This window comes from Dactylosporangium salmoneum (assembly GCF_039532525.1).
Lineage (GTDB): Bacteria > Actinomycetota > Actinomycetes > Mycobacteriales > Micromonosporaceae > Dactylosporangium > Dactylosporangium salmoneum.
Genome location: NZ_BAAARV010000015.1, coordinates 124,833 through 149,734 on the forward strand (window position 1 = coordinate 124,833; position 24,902 = coordinate 149,734).

Consider the following 24,902-nt stretch of genomic DNA (forward strand, 5'->3'; position numbering starts at 1 on the left):
GGACTGGCACAACAACGGTCTCGGGTTGGACGGGGATGGCGGCCGCAGGCAACGCACGAAAGGCCACGATCAAGGACGTCGCCAAGCGGGCCGGCGTCTCGACCGCGGCGGTCACCATCGCCGTGCACGACCGGCCCGGCGTCTCCCCCGCCACCCGCTCGAAGATCCTGCAGGCCGCCGCGGACCTGGGCTGGAGCCCCAACCAGGCCGCGAGGTCCCTGTCGAGCCAGGCCCTGCACACGGTGGGTCTGGCCATCGCCCGCCCCGCCCGGATGCTGGGCCTGGAGCCGTTCTACATGGAGTTCATCTCCGGCATCGAGAGCGTGCTGAGCCAGGAGTCCTGCTCCCTGCTGCTGCGCCTGGTCGAGCCCGACCACGAGGTCGCGGTGCACCGCGAGTGGTGGCAGGGCAACCGCGTCAACGGCAGCATCCTGGTCGACCTGCGCCTCGACGACCCGCGGATCCCGGCGCTGTCCGCCATCGGCCTGCCCGCCGTGGTGGTCGGCCACCCGTCGCTGGCCGGCCCGTTCACCGCGGTGTGGACCGACGACGCCGCCGCGGTCGACGAGGCCGTGCGCTACCTGGCCGCCCTGGGCCACCGCCGCATCGCGCGCGTGAGCGGCCCCGCCGACCTGGGCCACAGCGCCATCCGCACGGCCGCCTTCGCCGACATCACCGCGCAGCTGGGCGTGCGCTCCCGCACGGTGGTCGCCGACTTCTCCGCCGACCAGGGCGCAAGGGCCTGCCGCCAGCTGCTCTCCGCGGTCGACCGCCCGACCGCCATCATCTTCGACAACGACCTGATGGCCGTGACCGCGCTGGGCGTCGCGGCCGAGTTCGGCCTGTCGGTCCCGGCCGACCTGTCCCTACTGGCCTGGGACGACTCCCAGCTGTGCCAGCTGACCCGCCCGACCCTCTCCGCCATGCGCCACGACATCCACTCCTTCGGCGCCGACGTGACCCGCACCCTGTTCGACGTCATGCGCCGCAACGCCGCCCGGTCCCACGCCGCCGAACCCCCGACCCTGGTCCCCCGCGCCTCCACCGCACCCCCGCCGGCCGGATGACCGGAATTCTTGACATCCGCGATCCGGCAATTCCTGCCACCAGATGCAGGGCAAACATCCGCCTTACTTGAAACGCCTTGGGGCCCGAAGGTTCTTGCCTGTCGCAATCCGCGCGCCGTCGACACTGTGCCGGTCATCCCTGATGGCGAAGACCAGGCGGCCGATCAGTTGCGTCACGTCATTCGGTAGGTCGTCCACCAGCGCTGCACTCCGGGGGTCAGCACGCCGAAGTGATATGAGCAGGGACCTCCAGCCGGCACCGCCCTGACGTTTGACGACACCATCGGCAGGCGGCACACACCTTGCAATGAGTAGCGCCAGAGCAGGATCCTTGTAGAAGCTCGGGTCTTCGAGCCGCGGAACACGCTCAATGACCTCCGGGAAACGACACGCATTGAGAAACACAATCGTCGAGTCGAGTTCGTCGATTAATCCCAGATCGACGACGATGCGGAACAGCACCGACAGAAGGTCCGTGTTGGGCTGCCGGTCAGCAACCAGACGCTCGATAGTGCCACCGATCTTCCGGCCGGTAGGCTCGTCAATTCCGGCCCCGAAGTTGTCGATCCCCGGAAGACCGTTGTAAGTTCCTAAAATAATCGAGTAAAGGGCCGCAAGGAGGGTGCTGACATTGTCACGCCCGTCATCTATCAACATCTCGTCGTTCAGCACAATGCCCAGCTTCAGCCTGGCCTGCCCATCAGCATCACCGGCCAGCCGGGCGTGCAAGTAGTCCGCCGTGATTGTCGTCGCCTCGATCGCCTTCCTCGCCCGCCCGCGAACCATAGATCCTTTGTCGGCGTTCAGGGACACCAAAGCGTCACCATCTCGGTGCAACAAGCTGATCATCGTATGCCATCCATCGGCATCGAGTCCGGCTTTCCACAGCGCCAGGAGCGCCTCCCACTCGGCGTCGAATTCCGCCGGATCACGGGAAAGCTCACGAAGGTGCAACGAACCGTTCAACTCGATCAAGGCCACGCGAACCGCGATGAGATTCGCCGAATAGACCGCAAGTTGACGGAGATGGTCGATACGCGTCGGTTGGTACGTCTGATACTTCCCCGCACCCGGGTGCCTCCGGTAGTTCTGTATGAGGAAATCGAGAGCGCGGACAACGTCCGAGCGCTCAGTTTCGTCCAGATCGGAGAAGAGCCCGGCCAGGAAGGACAGCGTCGAGCGCCGGACGGCCAATGGATGATGCGAGAGCAGTGCATACAACAGGTGGCCCTCGGGATCCCGGGGTCGCCTTCCCGAGAAGGCCTGGTCGGCGACGTCGCGAAGCTCCTCCAGCACGCGCTGCGCCACGAGGTACTCGCCGAACGTCGCATGCAGGAACTCGTAGGATCGCCGCGACCGCTTCCGGCTCCGCGACCCGCGACCGGGCTCGCCCGGACCCTCGCCGGCGCCGATCACGGTGGCTTCGGCGGTGTACACGAAGAAGAACTCGCCCAGCAGTCGCCTGCCCGGCTCCTCGACCCGCGGGTCCGTGCCGTCATACAGGGCGGAGAGATCTGCACTGAGCTCGTCCTCGGCCACGCTCTGCGACCCGCGGTTGAACATCGCGAGTGCCGCCACGCACAGTCTCTCGATCTTCTCCTCGATCAGCCCGTCCACCTCGGAGACCGGAACGTTCCCGCTCTTGAGCACTTCACGGCGGGCGAAGCTGTCGAAAATTCGTTGATACAGCTCCGTGCTGGAAACGCCGGCGTCAAGGGGAGCCGCGTCCGGGTCCGCGGAATAGATGGCAAGGATCAGCAGCAGCAGCGGCTGGCAGGCCAGTTCCGGTTGCGTCAGCGCCACGTCGGTCGAGAGCGGCCGGACGGCGCCGGACGCGATGGGCGCGGCGTTGGTTTCGTTCCAGATGCCGAGCCAGCGACCGATCTGCTCGTCGTCGAAATCATCGAGCTTCAGCACCAGCGAGCCGCTCGGGATGTCGACACGATCGGCCACCACAGTCCTGGACGTCACGATCACCATGACCGGGCGGTCCTGCTCGGCCTCGATCCGCTGGAACGCCATCACCTCCTGCATGAAGCCGCTGCGATCGGTGTTCGACGCCTGGAGCAGCTCATCGAGACCATCCAGGATGACAACCCTGGTGGTCCCGAGGCTGCTGTCGGCGAGCTGTGACCACTCCACCCGCCTGTTCGTCGACTGATCGAGGGCCTGCTGGATCTGTTCGAGGATCGGCGCGTTCGCGCTGACCGTCCGCAACGGCACCAGCACGACGGTGTAGTCCGCCGCCGGCAGCCGGGCCGCCAGCACCTTCATCAACATCGACTTGCCCGCGCCAGGGTGCCCCAGCAACATCAGCGGAACTCGCGTCGAGTCGTCGGAGAGGGCGTAGGACGAAAACCACAGGTCCAGATCGTCCCTCCTGGGCCGCGAGCGCCACCAGGTTTCATCGGCCACGCGGGACGCAGCCGTCACGCATGTCGCCCGATATGACGGGGCGACGAACGCGGCGCCGACGGTCGGCCAGCAGACGGCACTCAGGGGATCGGTCTCCTCCCGCCTGACGATCTCCCGCTCCAGCCTGGCGTGGTTCGACCGCATCACGGCGCCCTGCGGCTCCGACTGCGGCTCGCCCCGGCCGGAGGCGAGCGACAGGATTGCCTCGATACGCCGAAGGTCGTCGCGTTGCAGGCTCAGGATCCGCTCGAGCTGTTCGCCGACCTCGTGCACCTCGTGCCTGGTGGCCGCCTGTTCGTCGAGCACTGTCCATACGGAGAACTCCGGCACGGAGGCGGCCAGGGCGACGTACTGCTCGCGGTAGCGCGCCACCGCGAGCGCAACGACGGTGTCGGGCAGCGAAGCACCTTGCCGCCAGGCCGACAATCCCTGGAGGAACACCTCGGTTCTGGCAGCGAGTTGCTCGATCCATGCTTCGACGTTGGCGATATTGCCTTCGAACCCGGTGACAGCGGATGGCGCAGGAATCCTGGCCTCGTACAGGTGCCGGACGAGACCGGCATGGGCGTCGCCCCACCCGCCCAGGGCCAGCGCGAGCCTCTCGTCCTCACGCAGGTCCAGTTGCTCGACCAGTTCCGCGCCGAGCAACTCCGCCAGAGCGTCGAAGAAGGCCGAAACGACCAAGGTGGTGTGGGCGGCCGTCACGAGCTCGCGCCGGCGGCGCGTCGGCACCGTGGCAATCCTGGTCCGCAACGCGTCCATCAGCTCGCGGAGCAGCGGCATCGCTTCGTTCTTCCGGTCGATCCAACCCCAGATCGGAGCCAGAGCGGCCAACGGCGCGACGGCGGCGGGGCCGACGGTGGCGATGCCGGCCGCCACACCGGAGGCAAGAATCGCTCCACCGAGCGCTCGCCCCAAGCGCGAGAAGATGTCTGGCTCCATCGCGCCCATGATCCGAAGGGCGCCTTCGAACGTCAGCGTCTGCTTCCGGCTCACGTTGCCGACCTTCCAAGGACCGTAGGGAGATGGCGCGGAAAGGATTTGCCCGGACGGTATTCGGCCGGGCAGCCAAGGACACCTCTAGCAGGTAGGCAGGACCGCCCACAAGTTCCAGATCGAGTCCCGCCGATCACCGACCGACAACGCGCGGCCGCAGCGCGCAAACGTTCAGACCAGGCGCTCGAGCCGGTCCAGCTGGTCCCGGATGGCGTGGATGACCGCCGGGGCGTCGCTCGCCGGCTCGGCGCCGCCGGGCGCGGCCGCCAGCATGGCCACCGCCGCCTCGGACATCTGGGCCGCGATGGGCTCGACGGGCCGGAACCGGGCGCGGTCGTGGGCGCGCTCCGTCACCAGCCGGTAGGCCAGCCGCCGCAGCGTCTCCGGCGGGTTCGCGCCGCCGTCGACGATCTCGCGCATCTCCCGGATCGAGTCGAGCTACGTCGTCAAGGTGAGCTCGCTGGCCGCGCGGATCAGCCCGCCGAACGGCTCGGTGTACGCGGCCACGAAGTCGGCCCTGGTGTCGCTGAGCAACGCCGCCCACGCCGAGCTGAGCCGCCACGGCGTGCACGTCACCGCCCTGCTGCCCGGTTTCGTGGACACCCCGGGCACCGCGTGGGCCGACCCGGCCGTGCGCGGCGCGATGCTGCCGGCCTCCGACCTCGCCGAGGCGGTCCGCTTCCTGATCCGCACGTCCGCGAGGTGCTACGTCCCGGAGCTCATGATGACCACCGCGGGCCCGAACGTGCTGCACTCGCTGATCGACTGGGACACCGCCGCGACCTGACGCCGCCTCATCGCGCCGCGCCGGCCCGGGACAGCCACTCCGACATCAGGCGGCGCTCGGCCTCGGACAGGGTCTCGAGGCGGGGCACGACGGTCTGGAAGGCGATCACGGCGGCGGTGGTGTCATCGGCCGGGAGCGGGGCGGCGTCGGTCAGGATCTCCCGCAGGACCGCGTCGAACATGGTGTCGGCCAAGGTGCGGTCGCGGTCGGCCGGGGGCATCGACACCAGGATCAGGACCGCGCCCGTGCCCGCGGCGCGGATCAGGTCGACGGCGCGCGGCACCGGCACGCGCAGCCGGCCGGCCGCGGCGACGCGGTGGACCCGGGAGCGCAGCACCTCCGCGCCGGCCGCCGTCGCCGGGAGCCGGGAGGCGCGGGCCGGGTCGGCGATCAGCGCGAACAGCGGACCGTTGGCCAGGCCGAAGTCGATGTGGAGGTCCCAGGCGGCCCGCAGGTCCTCGACCGGGTCGCCGCTGTCGTCGGCCCGCGCCTTGCCCGTCACGTATGCGCTGAACACGTGGGCGGCCACGGCGTCCAGTAGGGCGTCCTTGTCCTCGAAGAGCCGGTAGATGACCGGGGTCTGCAGGCCCGCGGCCTGGGCGACCGCCCGCGTGGTGACCGCGGCCGGACCCTCCTCGCGCAGCAGGCGCGCCGCCACCTCCACCACGTGCGCCCTGGTCACGTCCCGGGCCGCCCTAGCCTCCGCCATGTTGTCAACGATAACAGAACCTTGACATCCCTGTCGTTGACGGTGATACGGTCGAAAGCGAATCAGCGACAACAGATCAGCTGGGGGAAGTCATGATCATCATCACCGGTGCGACCGGGCAGCTCGGGTCGCGGGTCGTCGAGCAGCTCCTGCGGCGAGTCCCGGCCGAGCGGGTCGGCGTCAGCGTGCGGGACCCCGGGAAGGCCGGCGACCTCGGCGGCGCGCGGGTGCGGCGCGGCGACTTCGCCGACCCCGGGTCCCTCGCGGAGGCGTTCGAGGGCGCCTCGCAGGTGCTCGTCGTCTCCGCGGCGGTCACCGGGGAGGAGGCTCTCGCGCTGCACAGGACCGCGATCGAGGCGGCCACGAAGGCCGGGGCCCGGCGGGTGCTCTACACCAGCCACCAGGGCGCGGCCGACGACTCGGTGTTCGCCCCGATGCCGGACCACGCGGCCACCGAGCGCATCCTGTCGAAGACCGCGCCGTCGTACACCTCCTTGCGCAACGGCTTCTATGCCACCACGGTCCCGTGGCTGCTCGGCCGGGCCCTCGAGACCGGGGAGCTGCTCGCCCCGCAGGACGGCCCGGTCTCGTGGACGTCGCACGACGACCTGGCCGAGGCGACCGCGATCATCCTCGCCGACGAGGGCCGCTTCGACGGCCCGACGCCGCCGCTGACCGGGCCGGCCGCCCTGGACTTCGCCGACGTGGCGCGGGAGCTGAGCGAGATGACCGGGCGCAGCATCCGGCGGGTGGTGGTGGACGACGAGGAGTACGGCGCCGCCCTCAACCTGCCGGCCGAGCGCACGGCCATGATGCTCGGCATGTTCAGGGCCTCGCGGCGGGGCGAGTTCGCCACCGTGACCCCCGACCTGGCCCAGATCCTCGGCCGCCCGGCCACGCCGCTGCGGGACCTCCTCGCAAAACTCCTCTGAAAGCCGAGCGTGGTAGGCACTTGAGGAGAAGTTCGTTGCGGCACACAGGGCGGCAGGCGTGGGCACTGAGGCACGGCTCGATCTGGCACACGAATGGGCGGGCCACTGGTGGCTGCCGGAGGAGCCGGATCGCACGCTGGAAGGCACGCTGCGCTACGACCCGGACGACGGCCTGCGGCTGTCCCTGACCGGCGGGTTCGACGATCGCGTGCGGGTCCCGCTCGGCAACGGCTGGGTCGGCGTGATGAACGAGTCGAAGTCGTGGCCTGCGGTCCTGGGCCTCGCGGAGGGCACCGCGATCACACTGCTCGACTGCCACGCGACCAACACGGAGTGGCGCGGGATCGGCTTCGGCGAACCACACGAGCAGACGATCCGCTCGCCGGCCGCGTTCGTGGGCGTGCACCTGCACGACGACGGGCAGGAGGTCTTCACCGAGAGCCTCGTGTCGGTGGAGCACCTGGCGCTGTGGGCGGACGCGTCGGCCCGCCCCGACGACGAGCCGTCCGTGGTCGTGGACGGCACGTCGGTCACGCTGTCGCGCGACCACCCGGACGCCGTCGCCGTGCGGTTCCGGCCCGGCGGTCCCTTCCCGCTCGGCACCGCGCTCGAGCACGCCAAGGCGGTCCAGGACCTCGTGTCCCTGGCCACGCACAGGGCGTGCGCGCTGCTGTCCGTACGGCTCCGAACGACCCCGGAGCAGCCCGAGGCCGCCGCCTATTTCCAGCGCACCGTCAGGGGCGGCGCCGGGGCGGCCGACCTGCGCTCAGCCCTGTTCACGTGCCGCGACATCCCGTTCGAGGAGATCGTGGTCAAGTGGTGGCAGGTCCGGCAGCGGTTCACCGCCGCCGCCAACATGGTGCTCGGCCTGCGCTACGCCCCGGCGCACTACGTCGAGACCAGGCTGCTGACCGCGGTCGGCGCGGCCGAGGTCATGCACCGGGCGCTCGACCTCGACGAGAAGCACATGCCCAAGCATGAGTTCAACGAATTGCGGGACATGCTGCTGGAGCACGCGCCGCAGGAGCATCGCGCGTGGCTGAAGGAGAAGATCCGCAACGACGTGACGCTGCAGGAACGCCTCCTGGCCCTGGCGGACCTGCCGGACGCCGCCGCGATACAGCGCCTGGTGCCGGACGCCGAACTGTGGGCCAGGACGACCACCCGGGCCCGCAACGACCTGACCCACACCGGCCAGACGCCCCAGCAGTCCCTGGACGAGCTGATCGCCGTCGTGAGCGTGACGAGCGCCGTGGTGGTGCTGAACCTGCTCCAGCAGCTCGGCGTGCCCGGCGAGCGGCAGCGGAAGCTCGTCGAGGACCACCCCGAGTTCCAGCGGACGGCCGGCGAGGCCAAGGCCCACCTCACCTGAACCAGCGGACGGCCGACGGGGCCAGCGCCCACCTCACCTGAACTAGCGATCGAGCGCCGGCATTGAGGTCCGCCCGGCGGCCCGCTAAGGTCGCGAACAACTTTCACGTAAGCGCGTAAGGGACGTGGCGGCGATGTCGGAGCGGGCGTTTGCCGAACCCGTGCAGCGGGTCGGGGCGGGCTGGGTCGCGCTGCTCGTGCTGGCGCAGCTCGCCGTGTGGATGGGGTTCTTCACGCCGATCCAGGTGCTGCTGCCCAACCAGATCCAGGAGATCAGCCCGGCGGACAAGGAGAGCCTGCTCGGCGTCGTCACCGCGCTCGGCGCCGCCGCGGCCGTGATCGTCAACCCGCTCGCCGGGGCGCTGTCCGACCGCACGGCGGGCCGCTTCGGCCGGCGGCACGTCTGGACCTTCGGCGGCGCGATCCTGGCCGGGGCCTCCCTCGTGGCGCTGGCCGGCCGGCACACGATCCTGGGCGTCGCGATCGGCTGGGTGCTCGCGCAGGCCTGCCTCAACACCATGCTGGCCACGCTGACCGCGGCCGTGCCGGACCGGGTGCCGGTCGACCAGCGCGGCGCCGTGTCGGCCTGGGTCGGCATCCCGCAGGTGCTCGGCGTGGTCCTCGGCGTCGTGCTGGTCACGGCCATTGTCACCGGGACCGCGCCCGGCTACATCGCGCTGGCCGTGCTCGTGGTGCTGCTGCCGCTGCCGTTCGTGTTCGCCACGCCCGACGATCGCATCCGCGCCGAGGACCGGCCGCCCTTCAAGCTCACGAAGTTCAGCCCCGACTTCGCGTGGGCGTGGATCACGCGGTTCCTGGTGCAGCTCGGCAACGCGCTGGGCACGCTGTACCTGCTGTACTTCCTGCAGGACCGGGTCCGCGTGGCCGATCCGGACACCGGCGTGCTGGTGCTCATCCTGGTGTACACCCTGGCGCTCATGGCCACGACCGTCTTCGCCGGGCGGCGCTCGGATCGCACCGGCCGGCGGCGGGTGTTCGTGATCTGGTCCGGGGTCGTGATGGCGGTCGCGGCGCTGCTGCTCGCGTTCTGGCCGACGTGGCCGGTGGCCGTGGTGGCGGCGGCGGTGCTCGGCGCCGGGTACGGGGTGTACCAGGCGGTCGACGCCGCGCTCATCACGCAGGTGCTGCCGCGGGCCGCGGACCGGGCCAAGGACCTCGGCGTCATCAACATCGCCAACTCGGCCCCGCAGGTGCTCGGCCCGGCCCTCGCCGCCCCGATCGTCGTGTACCTCGGCGGGTACCCGGTGCTCTACGTCGCGACCGCGGTGGCGACGCTGCTCGGCAGCGTGTTCGTGCTACGCATCCGGTCGGTGCCGTGACAGCCGTCCGCGCAGGTACTCCCGCTCGGCCTCGTTCGCGGTGAGCGCCAGGGCGGCCCGGAACGCCTCGTCCGCCGCGGCGGCGCGGCCCAGGCGGTCGAGCAGGTCGGCCTTGACCGCCGGCAGGTAGTGGTACCCGGCCAGGCGCGGGTCGCCCTCGAGCCGCTCGACCTCGCGCAGGGCGGTCTCGGGCCCGTCGGCCATGGACAGGGCGACGGCGCGGTTGAGGTCGACGACCGGCGAGGGCCAGGCCGCGCGCAGCCCGTCGTAGAGCTCGACGATCTGCCGCCAGTCGGTCTCCGCGAACGACGGGGCCTCGGCGTGCAGGGCCGCGATCGCCGCCTGCAGCAGGTACCGCCCGGCCGGGCGGGCGCCGCGGTAGCGCAGGGCGCGCAGCACGAGGTCCCGGCCCTCCTCGATGAGCGCGCGGTCCCAGCGGGTGCGGTCCTGCTCGTCCAGGCGCAGCAGCCGCCCGTCGGGGCCGGTGCGCGTCTCCTTGCGCGCGTCGAGGAGCAGGACCAGCGCCAGCAGCCCGGCCGCCTCCGGCTCGTCGGGCATCAGCCGGTGCAGCATCCGGGCCAGGTGCACCGCCCGGCCGGTGAGGTCGGCGCGCAGCAGCCCGGGGCCGGACGCCGCCGTGTGGCCGCTCGCGTACAGCAGGTGCACGACCGACAGGACGGCGTCGAGCCGCTCGGGCAGTTCGCTCGCGCGCGGGACCCGGAACGGGATGCGCGCGGCCGCGATCTTCTTCTTGGCGCGGGTCACCCGGGCCGCCATGGTGGCCTCGGAGACGAGGAACGCCTTGGCGACGTCCGGGGTGGCCACCCCGCACACGAGCCGGAGCGTCAGGGCGACCTGCGCGTCCCGGGCCAGCGCCGGATGGCAGCACGTGAAGACGAGCCGCAGCCGGTCGTCCGGCAGATCGGAGACGTCCGGGTCATCCGGAGCGTCCGGCACGACCAGCAGCGGCAGCTTGGCCCGCAGCGTCTGCTCGCGACGCAGCGTGTCGAGGGCGCGCCGCTTGGCCACGGTGACCAGCCAGGCCGCGGGCTGGCTGGGCGGCCCGTCCCGGGGCCAGCCGGCCAGGGCCTGCGCGAAGGCCTCCTGCGCGCACTCCTCGGCCAGGTCCAGGTCCCGCGTGACCCGGACCGTGGCCGCGAGGACGTACGCCCAGTGGGCCCGATACGCGTCCTCGACGTCCGTCATGCGAACAGGGGCCGGATCTCGACGCCGCCCCGCCAGGTCGCCGGGTTGCGGCGGGCGATCTCCAGGGCGTGGTCGAGGTCGCGGGCCTCGAGGATGTAGAACCCGGCGACGACCTCCTTGGCCTCGATGAACGGCCCGTCGGTGACGGTGTCGCCGCGCACCGCCGTGGCGGTGGTGCTGGGCTGCAGCCCGTAGCCGGCGACGATCCGGCCGCCGAGCCGCTCGGCCTCCTCGGCGTGGGCGAGGTGTGCCTGCAGCTCCGCGGGCGGCAGGTCAGCCGGGTCCGCCGGGGCCGGCGTGAAGAGCAGGATCGCGTACTGGGTCATGTTCGGTACCTTTCCCCAACCGCGGCAGGCGCCGCAGGACGATGGCGAGCAGGACGGCGAGGCCGGTCAGCAGGGCGGCGCCCACCGCGGCGACGGTGTGCAGGCCGGTGACGGCGGCGAGGCTGCCCAGGAGGGCGACGCCGAGCGCGTACCCGAGGTCGCTGGAGGTCTGGTTCAGCCCCGCGGCGGCCCCGGCCCGCTCCGGCGGCGCCGAGCCGACGACGAGGCCGGTGCCGAGGGTGACGAGCGGCCCGGTGCCCAGGCAGCTGACGACGAAGCCGAGCACCAGCCGGTCGCCGGCGATGAGCAGCAGGCCGGCCGCGCTCAGCAGCACGCCGCCGGCGATGAGCGGGCCGGGCCGGACCCGCCGGGCCAGGCGCGGCGCCACCTGGAAGCCGAGCACGGAGGCGAGCATGCCGGGCGCGAGGGCGAGCCCGGCCCGCAGCGGCGACAGGCCGTCGGCGACCTGCAGGTGCTGGGCCATCTGCACCATGGTGCCGCCGGAGAGCAGGGCGTAGAGCAGCAGGCCGCCGAGCGTGGCCGCGAACGTGCGGTCGGCGAAGAGCGCCGGGTCGACGAGCGGCTCGGCGAGGCGGCGCTGCCGGCGCAGGAACAGCCACCCGCAGCCGAGCCCGGCCGCCAGCAGCAGCAGCGGCGGCAGTGCCCAGCCGTCCCGCGCAAGAGCCTTGATCGCCTGTACGGCGGGCAGCACCCCCGCCAGCGACAGCCCGACGCTGGGAAAGTCGAGCCGGCCGGCGGCCTGGTCGCGGTACTCCGGCAGCAGCCACGGGCCGAGCGCCAGCAGGAGCACCATCGCCGGAACCCCGATGAGGAACACCGCGCCCCACCAGAACCTGGCGAGCAGCAGCCCGCCGGCCACGGGCCCGATGACCGCCCCGACGGTGAAGCAGCCGGCCCACACCCCGATCGCGGCGGCCCGCTCCCGCGGGTCGCGGAACATGTGCGTGATCAGCCCGAGCGTGGAGGGGGCGAGGGCCGCGCCGGCGACGCCGAGCACGGCCCGGGCCGCGATGAGCATCCCCGGCCCGGTCGACCAGGCGGCGGCGAGCGACCCGGCGCCGAAGACGGCCGCCGCGGCGAGCAGCAGCCGGCGGCGCCCGATCCGGTCCCCCAGCCCGCCCATGGTGATCATGAACCCGGCCACCATGAACCCGTACACGTCGATGATCCACAGCTGCTCGACGCCGTCCGCGTGCAGCGCCCGCGCGATGCTCGGCAGCGCCAGGAGCGTGACGAACATGTCGAGCGAGACCAGCAGCGTCGGGAGGGCCAGCACCGCGAGCCCCGCCCACTTCCGTACCTTCACGTGAAGATGTCGAACGGCTTACGCGCGAAATCGACAGGGTGTGACCTGGATCACGCACCAAGCCAGCGGCCGAGCGCCGCGGCCAGTCCGCCCACACCCGTGTCGCGCCCATCCGCCTGGGACTCGTCCGAAAGAGACTCGTCCAAAAGCGGCACCGGCAACCGCAGTGTCCCGAGCGCCGTGCCGGCCGCCGTCGCGGCCAGGACGATTCCCCAGCCGACCGGTCCCAGCGGCCGGCAGCCGAAGAACCCGCTCACCGGCGGGGTCTGCACGGCGCCGACCAGCGCCGCGGCCGACGCGCCGGCGGCGCCCAGGACGATCGGGTCGCCGCCGGACAGCAGCGCGGTCTGGCCCAGCTGCGCCCCGACGAGCGAGGCGAGGGCGACGGTGCTGGCCCGCCGCTGCGACCCGGTCGCCTTGGCCGTGATCCAGGCGCCCGCCGTCGCGGCCGAGGTCGCGACCGCCCGGCGGATCACGTCGCCGGTCAGCGCCCGCCCCAGCGAGGTGTCCGGCCCCTCGCGCACGAGCCGCTCCGGGTCGACATGCCGCGGCGGGCGGGCGGCGACGGTGATGGCGGGCAGCAGATCCGTCATCAGGTTCACGAACAGGATCTGCCGCGCGTTGAGCGCCGGCGTGGCCGAGACGAGGGAGCTGCCGACGGTGAAGAGGATCTCGCCCAGGTTGCCGCCGAGCAGCAGCGCCAGCGACTCGCGGACCGACGCCCACATGGCGCGCCCCTCCACGACCCCGTCGACGATCGTCTCGAGCCGGCCGTCCATCACGATCAGGTCAGCCGCCTGGCGGGCCGCGGCGGTGGCCTGCTCGCCGAGCGCGATGCCGACGTCGGCGAGCCGGATGGCCGGCGCGTCGTTGGCGCCGTCGCCCGTGACCGCGACGCTGCGCCCGGCCCGGTGCAGCGCCTGGACCACCGCGACCTTGTGGCTGGGGCTCACCCGGGCGAAGACCGACGCCTTGGCCACCAGCGCGTCGACGGCGGCGTCGTCCGCCTCGGCACCGTCGAGCTCCGGTCCCGTCACGACGGTCCCGCCGTCGAGCAGGCCGAGCTCGGCCGCGATCGCCTCCGCCGTGCTGGGATGGTCGCCGGTCAGCATCAGCACCTTGATGCCGGCGCGGCGCAGCCGGTGGATCGCCTCGGCCGCGGTGGACCGCGTGGGATCGGCCAGCCCGAGCAGGCCGAGGAACTGCATGCCGTCGACCCGCTCGTCGACGAGTCGGCCCCGGGTCGACGCCGCCCGCTCCGCGATCGCAAGCACCCGCAGCCCCTGCCGGGCCATGCGGTCGACCTCCGCCTCGATCTCCCGGCGATCGGACTCGGTCAGCGGGCGCACCTGCCCGTCGACGCGCCAGCCGGAGCACCGCGGCAGTGTCGTCTCCGGCGCACCCTTGACGCTGATCACCAGGCCCGCGTCCGCCGCACCGAGCACGGCGTGAAACCCGCGCACCGGCTCGAACGGCAGCTCGCGCACCCCGCGCCAGCCGGCGGCGGCCTCACCCGTGGTGACGCCGGCCGCCTCGGCGCCGGCCACGACCGCCTGGTCGGTCGGGTGCGGCAGGGTCTCCTGACCGTTCGGGGCCGGGCTCGCCCGCAGCGCGGCGGCGAGGATCCCCCGCTGCTGCGGCGTGAGCCGGTCGACCGGCGCGCGCTCCCGGCCGTCGGAGACGAGGCGCAGCGCGATGCGCCCCTCGGTCAGCGTGCCGGTCTTGTCGAAACAGATCACGTCCGCCCGGCCGAGCGCCTCCATCGCACGGGGATCGCGGACCAGGATGTTGCGCCGGGAGAGCCGGCGGCTGGCGCTGAGCTCCGCGGCGGTCGCGATGAACGGCAGCCCCTCGGGGATCGCCGAGACCGCCAGCGCGACCGAGTTGCTGACCGACTCGGCCAGCCGGCCCCGCAGCAAACCGGTGGTGAGCAGGGCCGCCGCGGCCGCGCCGGCCGCGGGCAGCGACGCCTTCGTCAGCTCCCGCAGCCGCTGCTGCACGCCGCTCTTCGGCGGCTCCTGCTGCGCGGTCAGCGCGTTGCGGCCCGCCTCCGTCTCGGCACCGATCGCGACCACAACGCAGGTGGCCGATCCGGCGGCGACGGTCGTGCCGGCGTACACCATGCTGGTGCGCTCGCCGATCGCGGCCGCCCGGGTCGCGCCGGGGCTCTTGGCGACCGGCACCGACTCGCCGGTCAGCGGGGACTCGTCCATCTCCAGGCCGGTGGTCTCGATCAACCGGCCGTCCGCCGGGACCGCGTCACCCGGCTCGAGCATCACGACGTCGCCCGGCACCAGATCGTCGACGAGGCCGACCCGCTCGACGCCGTCGCGGCGCAGCCGGACCGGCGGCGCCGCCTCGCTGACCAGCCGGCGCAGCGCGCGACGGGCCGCCGCGCCCTGGACGCCGGAGAGCACCGCGTTGCCGAGGATGACGGCGGCGACCAGCGCCGCGTCGCTCCTCGCCCCGGTGACGGCGGAGACACCGGCCCCGGCGGCCAGGGGCAGCGTCAGCGGGGTGTCGAGCTCGCGGACGACGGTGCCGAGCATCCCCAGCCCAGCCGGCGTGTCGGCCGCGTGGTCCGCGATCAGGTCCCGCCGGCGCCGCTCGGCCTCCGCCTCGCCGATGCCGCGCGCGGCCGTGCCCAGCACCCGCATGACCTCGCCGACGGGCAGGGCGTGCCAGGGCACGTCGGCGGCCGGCACTGGCGGGGTCCGGCGGGACAGCCCCAGCACCGACCACATCCCGCCGGCGACGTTGACCGCGTGCGCGACGGCCGTCGCGGTGGACGTACGGCGGGCACCGGCCTCGGACGGCTCCGCGAGCCCCAGCAGCGCCCCGGCCACCGAGCCCTGCAGCGCCACATGGGTGCTCCGCCGGCTCACGGCGCGGGCCATCGCCGCCGCCTCCAGCAGCAGCCAGGCGGTCTCCAGGCCCGGCCCGCCCATCAGGTGCGCGCCCCACGGCGGCCGGCGGTCCGCCCGCAGCACGCCGAAGCCGCAGTCCGCCGCGGACAGCGCGGTGTCGTTGCGGTCGGCGATCAGCACCACGACGTGCCCGTCGGCCTGCAGCGCGCGGACGGACGCGGCCAGGCGCGAACCACCGGGCACGTGGCCGTCGGCCGGCACCCGGTGGCGGACCCCGGCCGCGGCCCCGGCGAGCAGGACGGTTCCGGCCCGCCGGCCGGCCGCGACCACGGCCGCGGTCAGCGGGTCCAAGGCCTGTTCGACGACGACGACCGCCGCGACGTCCCCGTCGCGGGTCAGGGCGTACAGCTTGCCCCGGTGCCCGTCGTGGGCGCGGGCTTCGTCGAGCACGGCGCCGGGGATCCGGGTGCCGAGGTGGCGCAGGTCGGTGAGCGCCCAGCCATCGGCTCCGGCGTTGTCCTGCGAGGTGGCGCCGGGATCGCCGACGAGCCGCGCCGCGGCCTCCCAGGCGGCCTCGGCCGTCGCGTGCACGGGCACCACGTGGCTGATGACCTGCCGGCCGCCGGTCAGGACGCTCGCGTCGATGACCACCGTGTCGACCCGGTCCAGCCGGCGCAGCGCCGCACGGTCGCGCACGAGCACGTCGCGGCGCGCGAGCAGCCGGCCGAGATCGCCCGCGAACGCCTCCCGCCCGGTGTACGCGGGGACCGGCGAGCCGGCCATGAGCACCCGGGCCGCCCGGCGGACGCCCACCGGCAGCGGCGTCGCCGCCGCGGCGGCGAGCAGCGTGACGATGCTGACCCGGCGGGCGTAGCGCTCGGCCGGGCCGTCGGGCAGCTCGCCCTCCCGCCCGCCGTGCCGGTCGGCCCGGCCGGCGGCCGCGTCGGGCGACAGCTCGCTCGCCCGGCGCCGCCAGGTCTCGCGCTGCGCCGAGATCTCCCGCAGCAGCAGCGCGCGCAGGGCGGCGTCGGAGAGCAGGGACAGCTCGGCCTGGCCCAGGGCGTTGATCGTCGCGGCGACCGCGGAGATCAGCAGATCGGCCTCATGACGGCCCATCAGCCGGTGCAGGCCGGGGCGTACCCCCGGCAGATGGTCGACCAGAGCGACGAGGGCGGCCAGCTCGCGCGCCGCCGCGGGCAGCCGAAGCCACCGCGCGACGACCGCCCCGGCCACACCGACCAGATCGGCGGCCAGCGTGAGCCGGTGCCGGGTCTCGGCATCCAGCTCGTCCTGCCCGGTGGGAACGACGTCGGACTCGACGTCCGCGACGGCGTCGATCAGGTCATCGAGGTCGAGGCCGTCCTCGTCGTAGCTGATGAGCACCCGGCCCAGTGCCGCATTCCATGCGGCCCAGTCCACGCCGTGCAGCGCGCCGACCGCCTTCTCGATCAGCTCGCCGTGCTCGGCGGTGACCAGGCCCTGGCGGGCACCCCGGATCTCGATGTGCGCAAAGCCGCCCCGCGCCCAGGCCTTTCGCCGGCCGCGGGACGGCCGGTGCGCGCTACGTGTCGTCACCCGCCGGCGACGGCGACGGTACGACGTGCGCGGGTCGCCACCCACACCCCCGCCGCGGCCGCGAGCGCCACGGGCCAGTCCAGGACGCCGAACACGGCCAGCGCGCCGACGCCGCCGTAGTACAGCAGGCGGGTTGGCCCGGGCGGGGGAATAGGAATGGCGGACATGACCGTACGGGTCGTCCAGCGAACTCGCTGGACGGCGCCCTGCGCATCGGACGGTCCCATGTGGACGACCGGCACCTTGACGTGCGGCATCTGCACGTCGTGCCAGGTCACTCGCGCGATCTCGGATTCCGCGCCGGGATGCCCCGGCTCGGCGTGCTGCGGCTCGGTCACACGCCGGCTGGCGCGGGCCGTTCGCGCCCGCTGCCGCTCGGCCTGCTGCTGCGGCTGCGGAGCGGGAGCCTTCGCCCCCGCCGCCGTCGCGGCGGGCTCCGGCGCAGTCGTCGTACCCGGAGCGCCCAGCTCGGGCGTCGCCCCGGGTTCCCCCGGCGCGGCCGTCGCCGCCGGTGGCTGCGGCCCGGCCGCCTTTCGCGCCCGGCTCGGCCGCCGGGTCGCTTCCTGTGCCGCATCGGCCGGCTGGGAACGGCCTCGTGTGCGCGGCTGTGCGGTTGTCGTCATGGTAAGCACCTCCCGAAGGGCAGTGCCTACCCGGGCCGCAGGTGGTCAACCACGAATCGGACCCGTGACCGGGCCGACCCGGCCGCGAAGCCGCGCCCGCTCAGGCGGTGGCGGTGCGCGCGCGGCGGCCGCTGACGAAGCGGCGGACGGCGGTGACGATGAGCGAGATCAGCAGCGCGCTGACCACCTCGACGGCGATCGCGGAGAGCAGAGCGGACATGCGATTCCCTTCGGCTTCGGGTGTCGGCGGAAATGTAGGTGCACCATGTGAACGCCGGATGAATCGGCGCACGTCAGCGGGGCGTCCGGCGACGGCCGCTGGTCACGCCGCCCCCTTCCCCGGCCAGGCCAGCGTGCCGTCGCGGATCTCGGCCGCGGTGGTGCGGGTCCACTCGAGCTCGGCCCGCAGGGCGTGCAGCGCGAACTCGACCTCGATCATGAACAGTCGCGGCAGGCCGATGCTCGGGAGGATGTCGGCCGTTTCCGCGATCCGCGCCTCGAGGTGCCCGGCCCGCTCGTCGAGCGCGTCGGCCGCGCCCCGCGGCCCGAGGGCCCCGAGGTATGCGACGGCGGCCAGGAACTTCGGGTACTCCGCCGCCGGCACCCGGACCAGCTCGTCGATCCACCGCACGAACTCGGCCTGCCCGAGCGCGGTCGGCGCGTACACGGTGCGCTCCGGCCGCCGCCCGTCCCGTGTGACCTCGACCGCCTCGATCCAGCCGTGCTTGAGCAGTGCCTCGACGGTGTCGTACAGGGACCCAGAATTGATCTTGAAGCTGCCGTCCTTGTGCCGTTCCCGCAGCGTGGCCGCCATCTCGTAGGGATGCATCTCGCGCTCCTGCAGCAGCCCGAGCACCGCCAGCGCGAGGGTGTTGGAGATCTTCCGCTTCGCCATCGTTGTCCTCACCGGATCCTATTAGCCGGATCCGACTATACGACTCCGGCCATTTTCCGTCACCGGCCGGGCCCGTGGAAGTATCTGGTTCGTGTACGCCAGCATTCCGGCGCTCGTCGCGCGGATGCGCCGCGAGCTCGCGCGGATGGGCGGCGAGGACGCGCGGCGGTACTTCCTCGCGACCTACCTGCGGACCACGCTCGCGGTGGCCGGGGAGATCGAGCGGGGCGGGTTCGCCGACGGAGAGTGGATGCGGCGGTGCGACCTCGTGTTCGCCCAGCTGTACCTCGACGCGCTCGACGCGCTCGACGCGGCCGAGCCGGTGCCGGCGCCGTGGCGGGTCGCCTTCGACGCGGCGCGGGAGCGGCCGGGCCTGCCGCCGCTGCGGCACGTGCTGCTCGGGATGAACGCGCACATCAACTACGACCTGCCGCAGGCGCTCATCGCCGTCATCGCGCCCGGGGAGTTCGACGACCCGGCGAGGATGGCGGCCCGGGAGCACGACCACACGCACGTCGACACCGTGCTGCTCGCGCAGGTCGGGGCCGAGGACGACGAGATGCGGGCGAGCACCCGCGTGAGCGTGCTCGACCGGATGCTCGGCCCGCTCAACCGGGCGGCGACGCGGCGGCTGCTGGCCGAGTCGCGGGCGAAGGTGTGGCACAACACCGCCGTGCTCGACCGGGCGCGGCGGGAGGGGGCACAGCAGTACGGCACCGTGCTGAAGGACCTGGAAGGACGCTGCGCGGCCAGGCTCACCGAGCTCACCGCGCCGGGTCAGGTGCTGCTGCGGCTCGCCCGGCACGGCTTCGGCGTGCGCCTCGAACCCCGCGGCACGTGAGCGACGGGCTCAACCATCCACAGTGGACCAGGGGCCCGGGTCGGCCTTCCCGCCGGGCGCGAGCGGCACCTGGGCGCACAGCGGGTCGGCTAGCCTGACTGCGTGCAGGAAGCGGACGGTCTCGACCACGCGGCCGAGGTCTTCACGGCCGTCCGGCCGCGGCTGTTCGGCATCGCCTACCGGATGCTCGGCAGCGCCGCCGAGGCCGAGGACCTCGTGCAGGACGTCTGGGTGCGCTGGCAGACCACCGACCGCAGCGCGGTGCACAACCCGGCCGCGTTCCTGGCCACGACCGCCACCCGGCTGGCCGTCAACGAGCTGCAGTCGGCCCGGGCCCGCCGCGAGACCTACGTCGGCCCGTGGCTGCCCGAGCCGGTCGACACCTCCGCCGACCCCTACCTGGGCGCCGAGCGCGGCGAGGCCCTGCGGTTCGCGGTCCTCATCCTGCTGGAGAAGCTGTCGCCGCTCGAGCGGGCCGCGTACGTGCTGCGGGAGGCGTTCGACTACCCGTACCACCAGATCGCCGACATCCTGGGGACCAGCGAGGCGGCGGTGCGCCAGCTCGTGAGCCGCGCCCGCAAGCACGTCGCCGGCGGGCGGCGCAACCCGGTCGCGGCGCCGGCCCAGCGGCGGCTGCTCACCACGTTCGTCGAGGCGGCCCGCTCCGGCGACCTCGACGCCCTCGAGCGGCTCTTCGCCGCCGACGTGACCAGCGTGTCCGACGGCGACGGGGCCGCCCGCGTCTCCCGCCGCCCGGTGGCCGGCGCGGTCCGGGTGGCCCGCTACCTCGCCGCGTTCGCGGGCTGGTTCTGGACGGGCGTCGAGGTCGCCTGGGCCGAGACCAACGGTCAGGCGAGCGCGGTGCTGCGCCGCGACGGCAAGGCCTTCGCGGTCCTCACGGTCGACGCCTCGGACGAGGGCATCGACCGGGTGCTGTGGTGGATGGCCCCGGCCAAGCTCACCGGCATCGCCTGACCGCGTGGGCCCGGCGCGCTACCGGGCCAGCCAGTCGCGGTACGCGGTCGGCGCGAGGTCCGCGCCGTCCTTGGCGATGATCGCGTCGCCGGGCACCGCCGCGAACATGCCGGCCGTCGGGTCGGTCACGACCGTGCGCCGGTCGCCGTGGGCGGCCAGGGTGATCCGCCCGAGCTCGTCGAGCGCGAACACCTCGGGCCCCGCGACGTTGCGCACGCCGCGCAGCGGCGCGCCCTCGCTGACGTCGGCCACGGCCCGGGCCACGTCGGCGGCCGCCATCGGCTGGATCGGGGTGGCCGGCAGGCGGACCGTGGTCTCGTCCGACGTCCACGACAGCACCGCGTCGACGAACTCGAAGAACTGGGTGGCCCGCACGATCGAGTACGGCACCGGGCCGGCCTTCAGGATGTCCTCCTGCAGCACCTTGGCCTGGTAGTAGACGAGGTCCGGCACCCGGTCCGCGCCGACGATGGACAGGATGACCGCGTGGCCGACGCCCTCCCGGGCGGCCGCCGCGACCAGGTTGTCCATCGTGGTGCGGAAGAAGGCCGGCGAGGCGTCGTCGAAGGTCGGCGAGTTGGTGAGGTTCACCACGACGTCGACGCCCTTGAGCGCCGCGTCGAGGCCTTGGCCGGTGAGCAGGTCCACCCCGGTCGACGGCGACAGCGGGGTGGCCTCGTGGCCGTCGGCGCGCAGCATCCGGACGACCTGCGAGCCGATGAGCCCGGTCCCGCCGATCACAGCGATGTTCATGTCGGTTGCACCTTCCAGATCAATCGTTGGCGACCGGCGCGGGTGCGGGCCGGTCGCCAGCTATGACCGGACAGCCTCGGCGGTTGTGACACGCCCCGGCGAGATTGCCGTCAGAGCAGCTTGTCGAGGGTCAGGGGCAGGCTGCGGATGCGGCGGCCGGTGGCGTGGAACACCGCGTTGGCGATCGCCGGGGCCACCCCGACCAGGCCGATCTCGCCGACGCCCTTGACCCCGACCGGGTTGAAGCGGTCCGGCTCGCCCACGAACGTGACGTCGAGATCGGGCACGTCGGCGTTGACCGCCACGAGGTAGTCGCCGAGCGTCCCGTTGACGATCCGGCCGGTCGCCGGGTCGGTCACGGTCTCCTCCAGCAGGGCCATGCCGATGCCGCCGACGGTCCCGCCGATGATCTGGCTGCGGGCCGTCTTGACGTTGAGGATCCGCCCGGCGTCGACGACCGACACGAGCCGGGCCACCCGGACGCGGCCGAGGTCGGCGTCGACGTGCACCTCGGCGAACCGGGCGGCGAACGGCCCGGCCGGCGCCAGGCCCAGCTCCTGCGGGTTCGCCGGGGCGGCCGAGCCGTCGGCGGTCAGCTCGGCGAGGTCGTGGCGCTCGAGGATCTCGCGGTAGGACTCCCCGGAGGCCGGATCGGACCGCAGCCGCAGCCCGCCGTCCGCGGCGAGCACCTCCTCGGCCCGGCGCCCGCGCAGCGGCGCGGCGATGTCGCCCGCGACCAGGTCGAGGAAGGCCTGGATGAGGTTGGCCGCGGCGTCGTGCACGGCGCTGCCCATGGAGGCGGTCATCCCGGAGCCGCCCTGCATCGGCGCCCGCGGCAGGTCGGTGTCGCCGAGCCCGACCCGGACCCGGTCGACCGGCAGGCCGAGGCGCTCGGCCGCCAGCTGGGTCATCACGGTGTACGTCCCGGTGCCGATGTCGGTGGCGGCGCTGCGCACGAACGCCCGCCCTTCGCGGTCGACGGTCGCGCGGGCCGCGCACGGCTGCTGGAACCAGAAGAAGCTGACCCCGGCCATGCCGTAGCCCACGAGGATGTCGCCGCGGCGGGTCGCCCGCGGCGTGGGGTGCCGGTCCCACCAGCCGAACCGTTCGGCGCCCACCTCGAGGCACTCGCGCAGCGCCTTGCTCGACCACGGCAGCCCGAGCTCGGGGTGCACGTCGGCGTAGTTGCGCAGCCGCAGCTCGACCGGGTCCACGCCGATCTCGTACGCCAGCTCGTCCAGCGCGCACTCGAGCGCGAAGTGGCCCTGCGCGTCGCCGGGGCCGCGCATCGACGTCGGCACCGGCACGTTGAGCCGCCGCACGCTGTCGCGGGTGGTGACGTTCGGGCAGGCGTACCCGACCGCGGACACCTGGGTCACCGACTCGACGATGTTGTCGTCGTTCACCGCGGACGGCTGCACCGACTCGTGCTCGATCGCGGTGAGCGTGCCGTCGCGCCGGGCGCCGAGCCGGATCCGCTGGACGGTGGCCGGCCGGTGCCCGACCCCGGTGAACATCTGCGGCCGGGTCAGCCCGAGCTTCACCGGCCGGTCCACCACCCGGGCGGCCATCACGGCCAGGATGACGTGCGGCCAGACCCGCAGCCCGGCGCCGAAGCCGCCGCCCACGAAGGGGGCCAGCACGCGCACGCCCTCCTCGGGCACCCCGAACGCGCCGGCCAGCACCGCCCGGGCCCCGGCCGGCCACTGGGTGGCGTCGTGCACGGTGAGCCGCTCGCCGTCCCACGCGGCCACGGTCGTGAAGAGCCCCATCGGGTTGTTGGTCTCGTCGGGCGTGGTGTACTCCGCGTCGACGACCACGTCGGCCGCGGCCAGGGCGGCGGCGCTGTCGCCCCTGGTCTGGTCGCTGCCGAAGGGGTCGCGGACCGTCTCGGCCCGGGGGTCGTCGAGGGCCAGGACCGGGTCGCCCGGCCGGTAGAACACCGCCACGTGCCGGGCCGCCGCGGTCGCCCGCTCGCGCGAGTCGGCGACCACCACGGCCACGTACTGTCCATGGTGGGCGATCTCGAGGCCCTGCAGCGGCGGGGGCGGCTGGCGCCAGAACCCGGATTCGGGCCCGCGGGCCACCCGCGGCGCGTTGTAGGGCGTGATCACGGCGAGCACCCCGGGCTCCCCCTCGGCCGCGGAGGCGTCGATGCCGGCGATGGTCCCGGCCGCGATGGCGCTGCGGACCAGCACCGCGTGGACCATGCCGGGATACGTGACGTCGGACGAGTACGGCGCGCGCCCGGCGACCTTCTGCGCGCCGTCGACCCGGTCGATCCCGGCCCCGAGCACGGTCCGCTCGATGGTGGTCACCGCGAAACCTCCGAACTGTGCTCGGTGGTGACCCGCAGCGCCCGCACCAGCGTGCGCCGGGCCAGCTCCACCTTGAACTCGGTCCCCGGCACCGTGAACGGCCGCCGGACCGCCGCGTCCGCGGCCGCCCAGAAGGTCGCCTCCCCCACCGGCACGTCGCGCAGCACGTCCTCGGCGTCCCAGGCCCGCCACGGCACGGTGCCGACCCCGCCGAGCGCGATGCGGGCCGACACGATGAGCCCGTCCTCGACGATGGTGCACACCGCGGCGGAGACGAGCGCGAACTCGTAGGAGGCCCGGTCGCGCACCTTGAGGTACGTCATCCGGGCGGCCTCCGGCGGCAGCGGGACCTCGACCTCGGTGATGAGCTCCCCGTGCCGCAGCACCGTCTCGCGCTGCGGGTCGTCGCCCGGCTGGTAGTACAGCTCGGTCAGCGGCACCGACCGGGGCCCCCGGTCGGAGCGCAGCCGCACGACGGAGCCCAGGGCCGTCAGCGCCACGGCGAGGTCCGAGGCGTGCAGCGCGATGCAGGCGGGCGACGCACCGAGGATCGCGTGCATGCGCGCCACCCCCTCGAACGCCGCGCAGCCGCTGCCGGGGATCCGCTTGTTGCAGTGGTCCACGGCGGGGTCGCGGAAGTAGCGGCACCGGGTGCGCTGCAGCAGGTTGCCGCCGATCGTGGCCATGTTGCGCAGCTGCGGCGAGGCGCCGGCGAGCAGGGCCTCGCGCACGATCGGCAGCCGCCGGGCCACGTGCGGGTCGGCCGCGGCCTGCTCCATCGTGGTGGTCGCCCCGATGCGCAGCAGCCCCGCCTCGGCGGCGATCCCGGCCAGCGGCAGCCGGCTGATGTCGACCAGCCGCCGCGGCGCCGCCACGCCGTCCTTGAGCATGAGGTCCACCTGCGTGGTCCCACCGGCCAGGTACGCGGCCTCCGGGTCGGCGCTCACCGTCGCGATCGCCGTCGCCGCGTCGGCCGCGCGCGTGTAGGCGAACGTCATCGCCCGGCCACCTCCCGGATCGCGGCCACGATGTTCGGGTAGGCCCCGCACCGGCACAGGTTGCCGCTCATGTACTCCCGGATGTCCTCGTCCGACCCGGCCCGCCCCTCCTCGATGAGGGCGACCGCGGACATCATCTGCCCCGGCGTGCAGAACCCGCACTGGAACGCGTCGTGATGCAGGAACGCCTGCTGCATCGGGTGCCCGCCGCCGAGCCCCTCGACGGTGCGCACCTCCCGCCCGTCGGCCTGCACCGCGAGCGTCAGGCAGGACACCACCCGCCGCCCGTCGACCAGGACCGTGCACGCACCGCACGCCCCCTGGTCGCACCCCTTCTTCGTCCCGGTCAGCCCGAGCCGCTCGCGCAGCAGGTCGAGCAGGGTCACGTCCGCGGACACCCGCACCTGCTCCGGCCGCCCGTTGACGGCGACGTCCACCGTGATCTCGTCCATGATGGCCGCGCTCTACCCGTGGCCCGGACCGGCAAACCGCGGCGTACCTCCGGCCGCGCACGGCCGACAGCCTGAGCCGGCCCATCCACCGGCATCGGGCCGACTAGGGTGCGTATCAAAGTCTGTGTC

The 24,902-nt window shown here is 73.5% G+C and carries 20 protein-coding genes; 7 read left to right on the plus strand and 13 right to left on the minus strand.

Annotated elements, in window-relative coordinates:
- The first annotated feature begins 35 nt into the window (after positions 1-35).
- A complete protein-coding gene (locus ABD352_RS07670) occupies positions 36-1,067 on the plus strand; it encodes a LacI family DNA-binding transcriptional regulator (protein WP_344611521.1) in 1,032 nt (343 codons plus the stop codon).
- A 63-nt stretch (positions 1,068-1,130) separates the two neighbouring features.
- Here ABD352_RS07670 and ABD352_RS07675 read toward each other — a convergent pair whose 3' ends face one another.
- Together ABD352_RS07675 and ABD352_RS07680 are read right to left on the minus strand one after the other, a co-directional pair.
- Positions 1,131-4,478 carry an NACHT domain-containing protein gene (locus ABD352_RS07675; RefSeq protein ID WP_344611522.1) on the minus strand — a complete coding sequence of 1,116 codons (3,348 nt, stop codon included), beginning with the start codon at positions 4,476-4,478 and terminating at the stop codon, positions 1,131-1,133.
- Between the two features lie 171 nt (positions 4,479-4,649).
- Positions 4,650-4,898 (minus strand): hypothetical protein, encoded by a 249-nt coding sequence (locus tag ABD352_RS07680; protein ID WP_344611523.1) that lies wholly within the window; start codon positions 4,896-4,898, stop codon positions 4,650-4,652.
- A 7-nt stretch (positions 4,899-4,905) separates the two neighbouring features.
- On the opposite strand from ABD352_RS07680, the gene ABD352_RS07685 reads away from it, so the two are divergent.
- Complete coding sequence (locus ABD352_RS07685) at positions 4,906-5,265, plus strand: SDR family NAD(P)-dependent oxidoreductase (RefSeq protein ID WP_344611548.1); 360 nt, start codon at positions 4,906-4,908, stop codon at positions 5,263-5,265.
- Positions 5,266-5,272: 7 nt separating this feature from the next.
- Here ABD352_RS07685 and ABD352_RS07690 read toward each other — a convergent pair whose 3' ends face one another.
- The gene (locus ABD352_RS07690) at positions 5,273-5,974 is read right to left on the minus strand and encodes a TetR/AcrR family transcriptional regulator (RefSeq protein WP_344611524.1); all 702 of its coding nucleotides are present in this window, start codon (positions 5,972-5,974) and stop codon (positions 5,273-5,275) included.
- Between the two features lie 92 nt (positions 5,975-6,066).
- Here ABD352_RS07690 and ABD352_RS07695 point away from each other — a divergent pair, with 92 nt between their 5' ends.
- From ABD352_RS07695 to ABD352_RS07705, 3 genes are all read left to right on the plus strand, one after another.
- On the plus strand, positions 6,067-6,906 hold the full coding sequence (locus ABD352_RS07695) for an SDR family oxidoreductase (RefSeq protein ID WP_344611525.1): 840 nt from the start codon (positions 6,067-6,069) through the stop codon (positions 6,904-6,906).
- A gap of 58 nt (positions 6,907-6,964) precedes the next feature.
- Positions 6,965-8,278 carry an ApeA N-terminal domain 1-containing protein gene (locus tag ABD352_RS07700; protein ID WP_344611526.1) on the plus strand — a complete coding sequence of 438 codons (1,314 nt, stop codon included), beginning with the start codon at positions 6,965-6,967 and terminating at the stop codon, positions 8,276-8,278.
- Between the two features lie 133 nt (positions 8,279-8,411).
- The gene (locus ABD352_RS07705) at positions 8,412-9,617 is read left to right on the plus strand and encodes an MFS transporter (RefSeq protein WP_344611527.1); all 1,206 of its coding nucleotides are present in this window, start codon (positions 8,412-8,414) and stop codon (positions 9,615-9,617) included.
- Here ABD352_RS07705 and ABD352_RS07710 read toward each other — a convergent pair.
- The 6 genes from ABD352_RS07710 to ABD352_RS07735 all read right to left on the minus strand — a co-directional run bounded on the left by ABD352_RS07710 (position 9,594) and on the right by ABD352_RS07735 (position 18,436).
- The gene (locus ABD352_RS07710; protein WP_344611528.1) at positions 9,594-10,823 is read right to left on the minus strand and encodes an RNA polymerase sigma factor; all 1,230 of its coding nucleotides are present in this window, start codon (positions 10,821-10,823) and stop codon (positions 9,594-9,596) included. The two genes, ABD352_RS07705 and ABD352_RS07710, sit on opposite strands and share 24 nt — an antisense overlap.
- On the minus strand, positions 10,820-11,149 hold the full coding sequence (locus ABD352_RS07715) for a YciI family protein (RefSeq protein WP_344611529.1): 330 nt from the start codon (positions 11,147-11,149) through the stop codon (positions 10,820-10,822). The genes ABD352_RS07710 and ABD352_RS07715 overlap by 4 nt, the downstream gene beginning before the upstream one ends.
- Positions 11,097-12,476, minus strand: coding sequence for an MFS transporter (locus ABD352_RS07720; RefSeq protein WP_344611530.1), 1,380 nt, complete (start codon positions 12,474-12,476; stop codon positions 11,097-11,099). Before ABD352_RS07720 ends, ABD352_RS07715 begins: the two co-directional genes overlap by 53 nt.
- Positions 12,477-12,526: 50 nt before the next feature.
- Positions 12,527-16,918: a cation-translocating P-type ATPase gene (locus ABD352_RS07725; protein ID WP_344611531.1), complete on the minus strand. Its 4,392-nt coding sequence runs from the start codon at positions 16,916-16,918 to the stop codon at positions 12,527-12,529.
- Positions 16,915-17,256, minus strand: a complete 342-nt coding sequence (locus ABD352_RS07730) for a hypothetical protein (protein ID WP_344611532.1) — start codon at positions 17,254-17,256, stop codon at positions 16,915-16,917. The genes ABD352_RS07725 and ABD352_RS07730 overlap by 4 nt, the downstream gene beginning before the upstream one ends.
- Positions 17,257-17,863: 607 nt before the next feature.
- Positions 17,864-18,436: a PadR family transcriptional regulator gene (locus ABD352_RS07735; protein ID WP_344611533.1), complete on the minus strand. Its 573-nt coding sequence runs from the start codon at positions 18,434-18,436 to the stop codon at positions 17,864-17,866.
- A 91-nt stretch (positions 18,437-18,527) separates the two neighbouring features.
- On the opposite strand from ABD352_RS07735, the gene ABD352_RS07740 reads away from it, so the two are divergent.
- Positions 18,528-19,277: a DUF5995 family protein gene (locus tag ABD352_RS07740; RefSeq protein ID WP_344611534.1), complete on the plus strand. Its 750-nt coding sequence runs from the start codon at positions 18,528-18,530 to the stop codon at positions 19,275-19,277.
- Positions 19,278-19,379: 102 nt separating this feature from the next.
- Positions 19,380-20,252, plus strand: coding sequence for an RNA polymerase sigma-70 factor (locus tag ABD352_RS07745; protein WP_344611535.1), 873 nt, complete (start codon positions 19,380-19,382; stop codon positions 20,250-20,252).
- Positions 20,253-20,270: 18 nt separating this feature from the next.
- On the opposite strand, the gene ABD352_RS07750 is transcribed toward ABD352_RS07745, so the two are convergent.
- The 4 genes from ABD352_RS07750 to ABD352_RS07765 form a co-directional block, all read right to left on the minus strand.
- Positions 20,271-21,005: an SDR family oxidoreductase gene (locus ABD352_RS07750; protein WP_344611536.1), complete on the minus strand. Its 735-nt coding sequence runs from the start codon at positions 21,003-21,005 to the stop codon at positions 20,271-20,273.
- A 110-nt stretch (positions 21,006-21,115) separates the two neighbouring features.
- The gene (locus ABD352_RS07755; protein WP_344611537.1) at positions 21,116-23,323 is read right to left on the minus strand and encodes a xanthine dehydrogenase family protein molybdopterin-binding subunit; all 2,208 of its coding nucleotides are present in this window, start codon (positions 23,321-23,323) and stop codon (positions 21,116-21,118) included.
- Positions 23,320-24,321, minus strand: a complete 1,002-nt coding sequence (locus ABD352_RS07760) for an FAD binding domain-containing protein (RefSeq protein WP_344611538.1) — start codon at positions 24,319-24,321, stop codon at positions 23,320-23,322. Before ABD352_RS07760 ends, ABD352_RS07755 begins: the two co-directional genes overlap by 4 nt.
- A complete protein-coding gene (locus ABD352_RS07765) occupies positions 24,318-24,773 on the minus strand; it encodes a (2Fe-2S)-binding protein (RefSeq protein WP_344611539.1) in 456 nt (151 codons plus the stop codon). The genes ABD352_RS07760 and ABD352_RS07765 overlap by 4 nt, the downstream gene beginning before the upstream one ends.
- Positions 24,774-24,902: the final 129 nt, after the last annotated feature.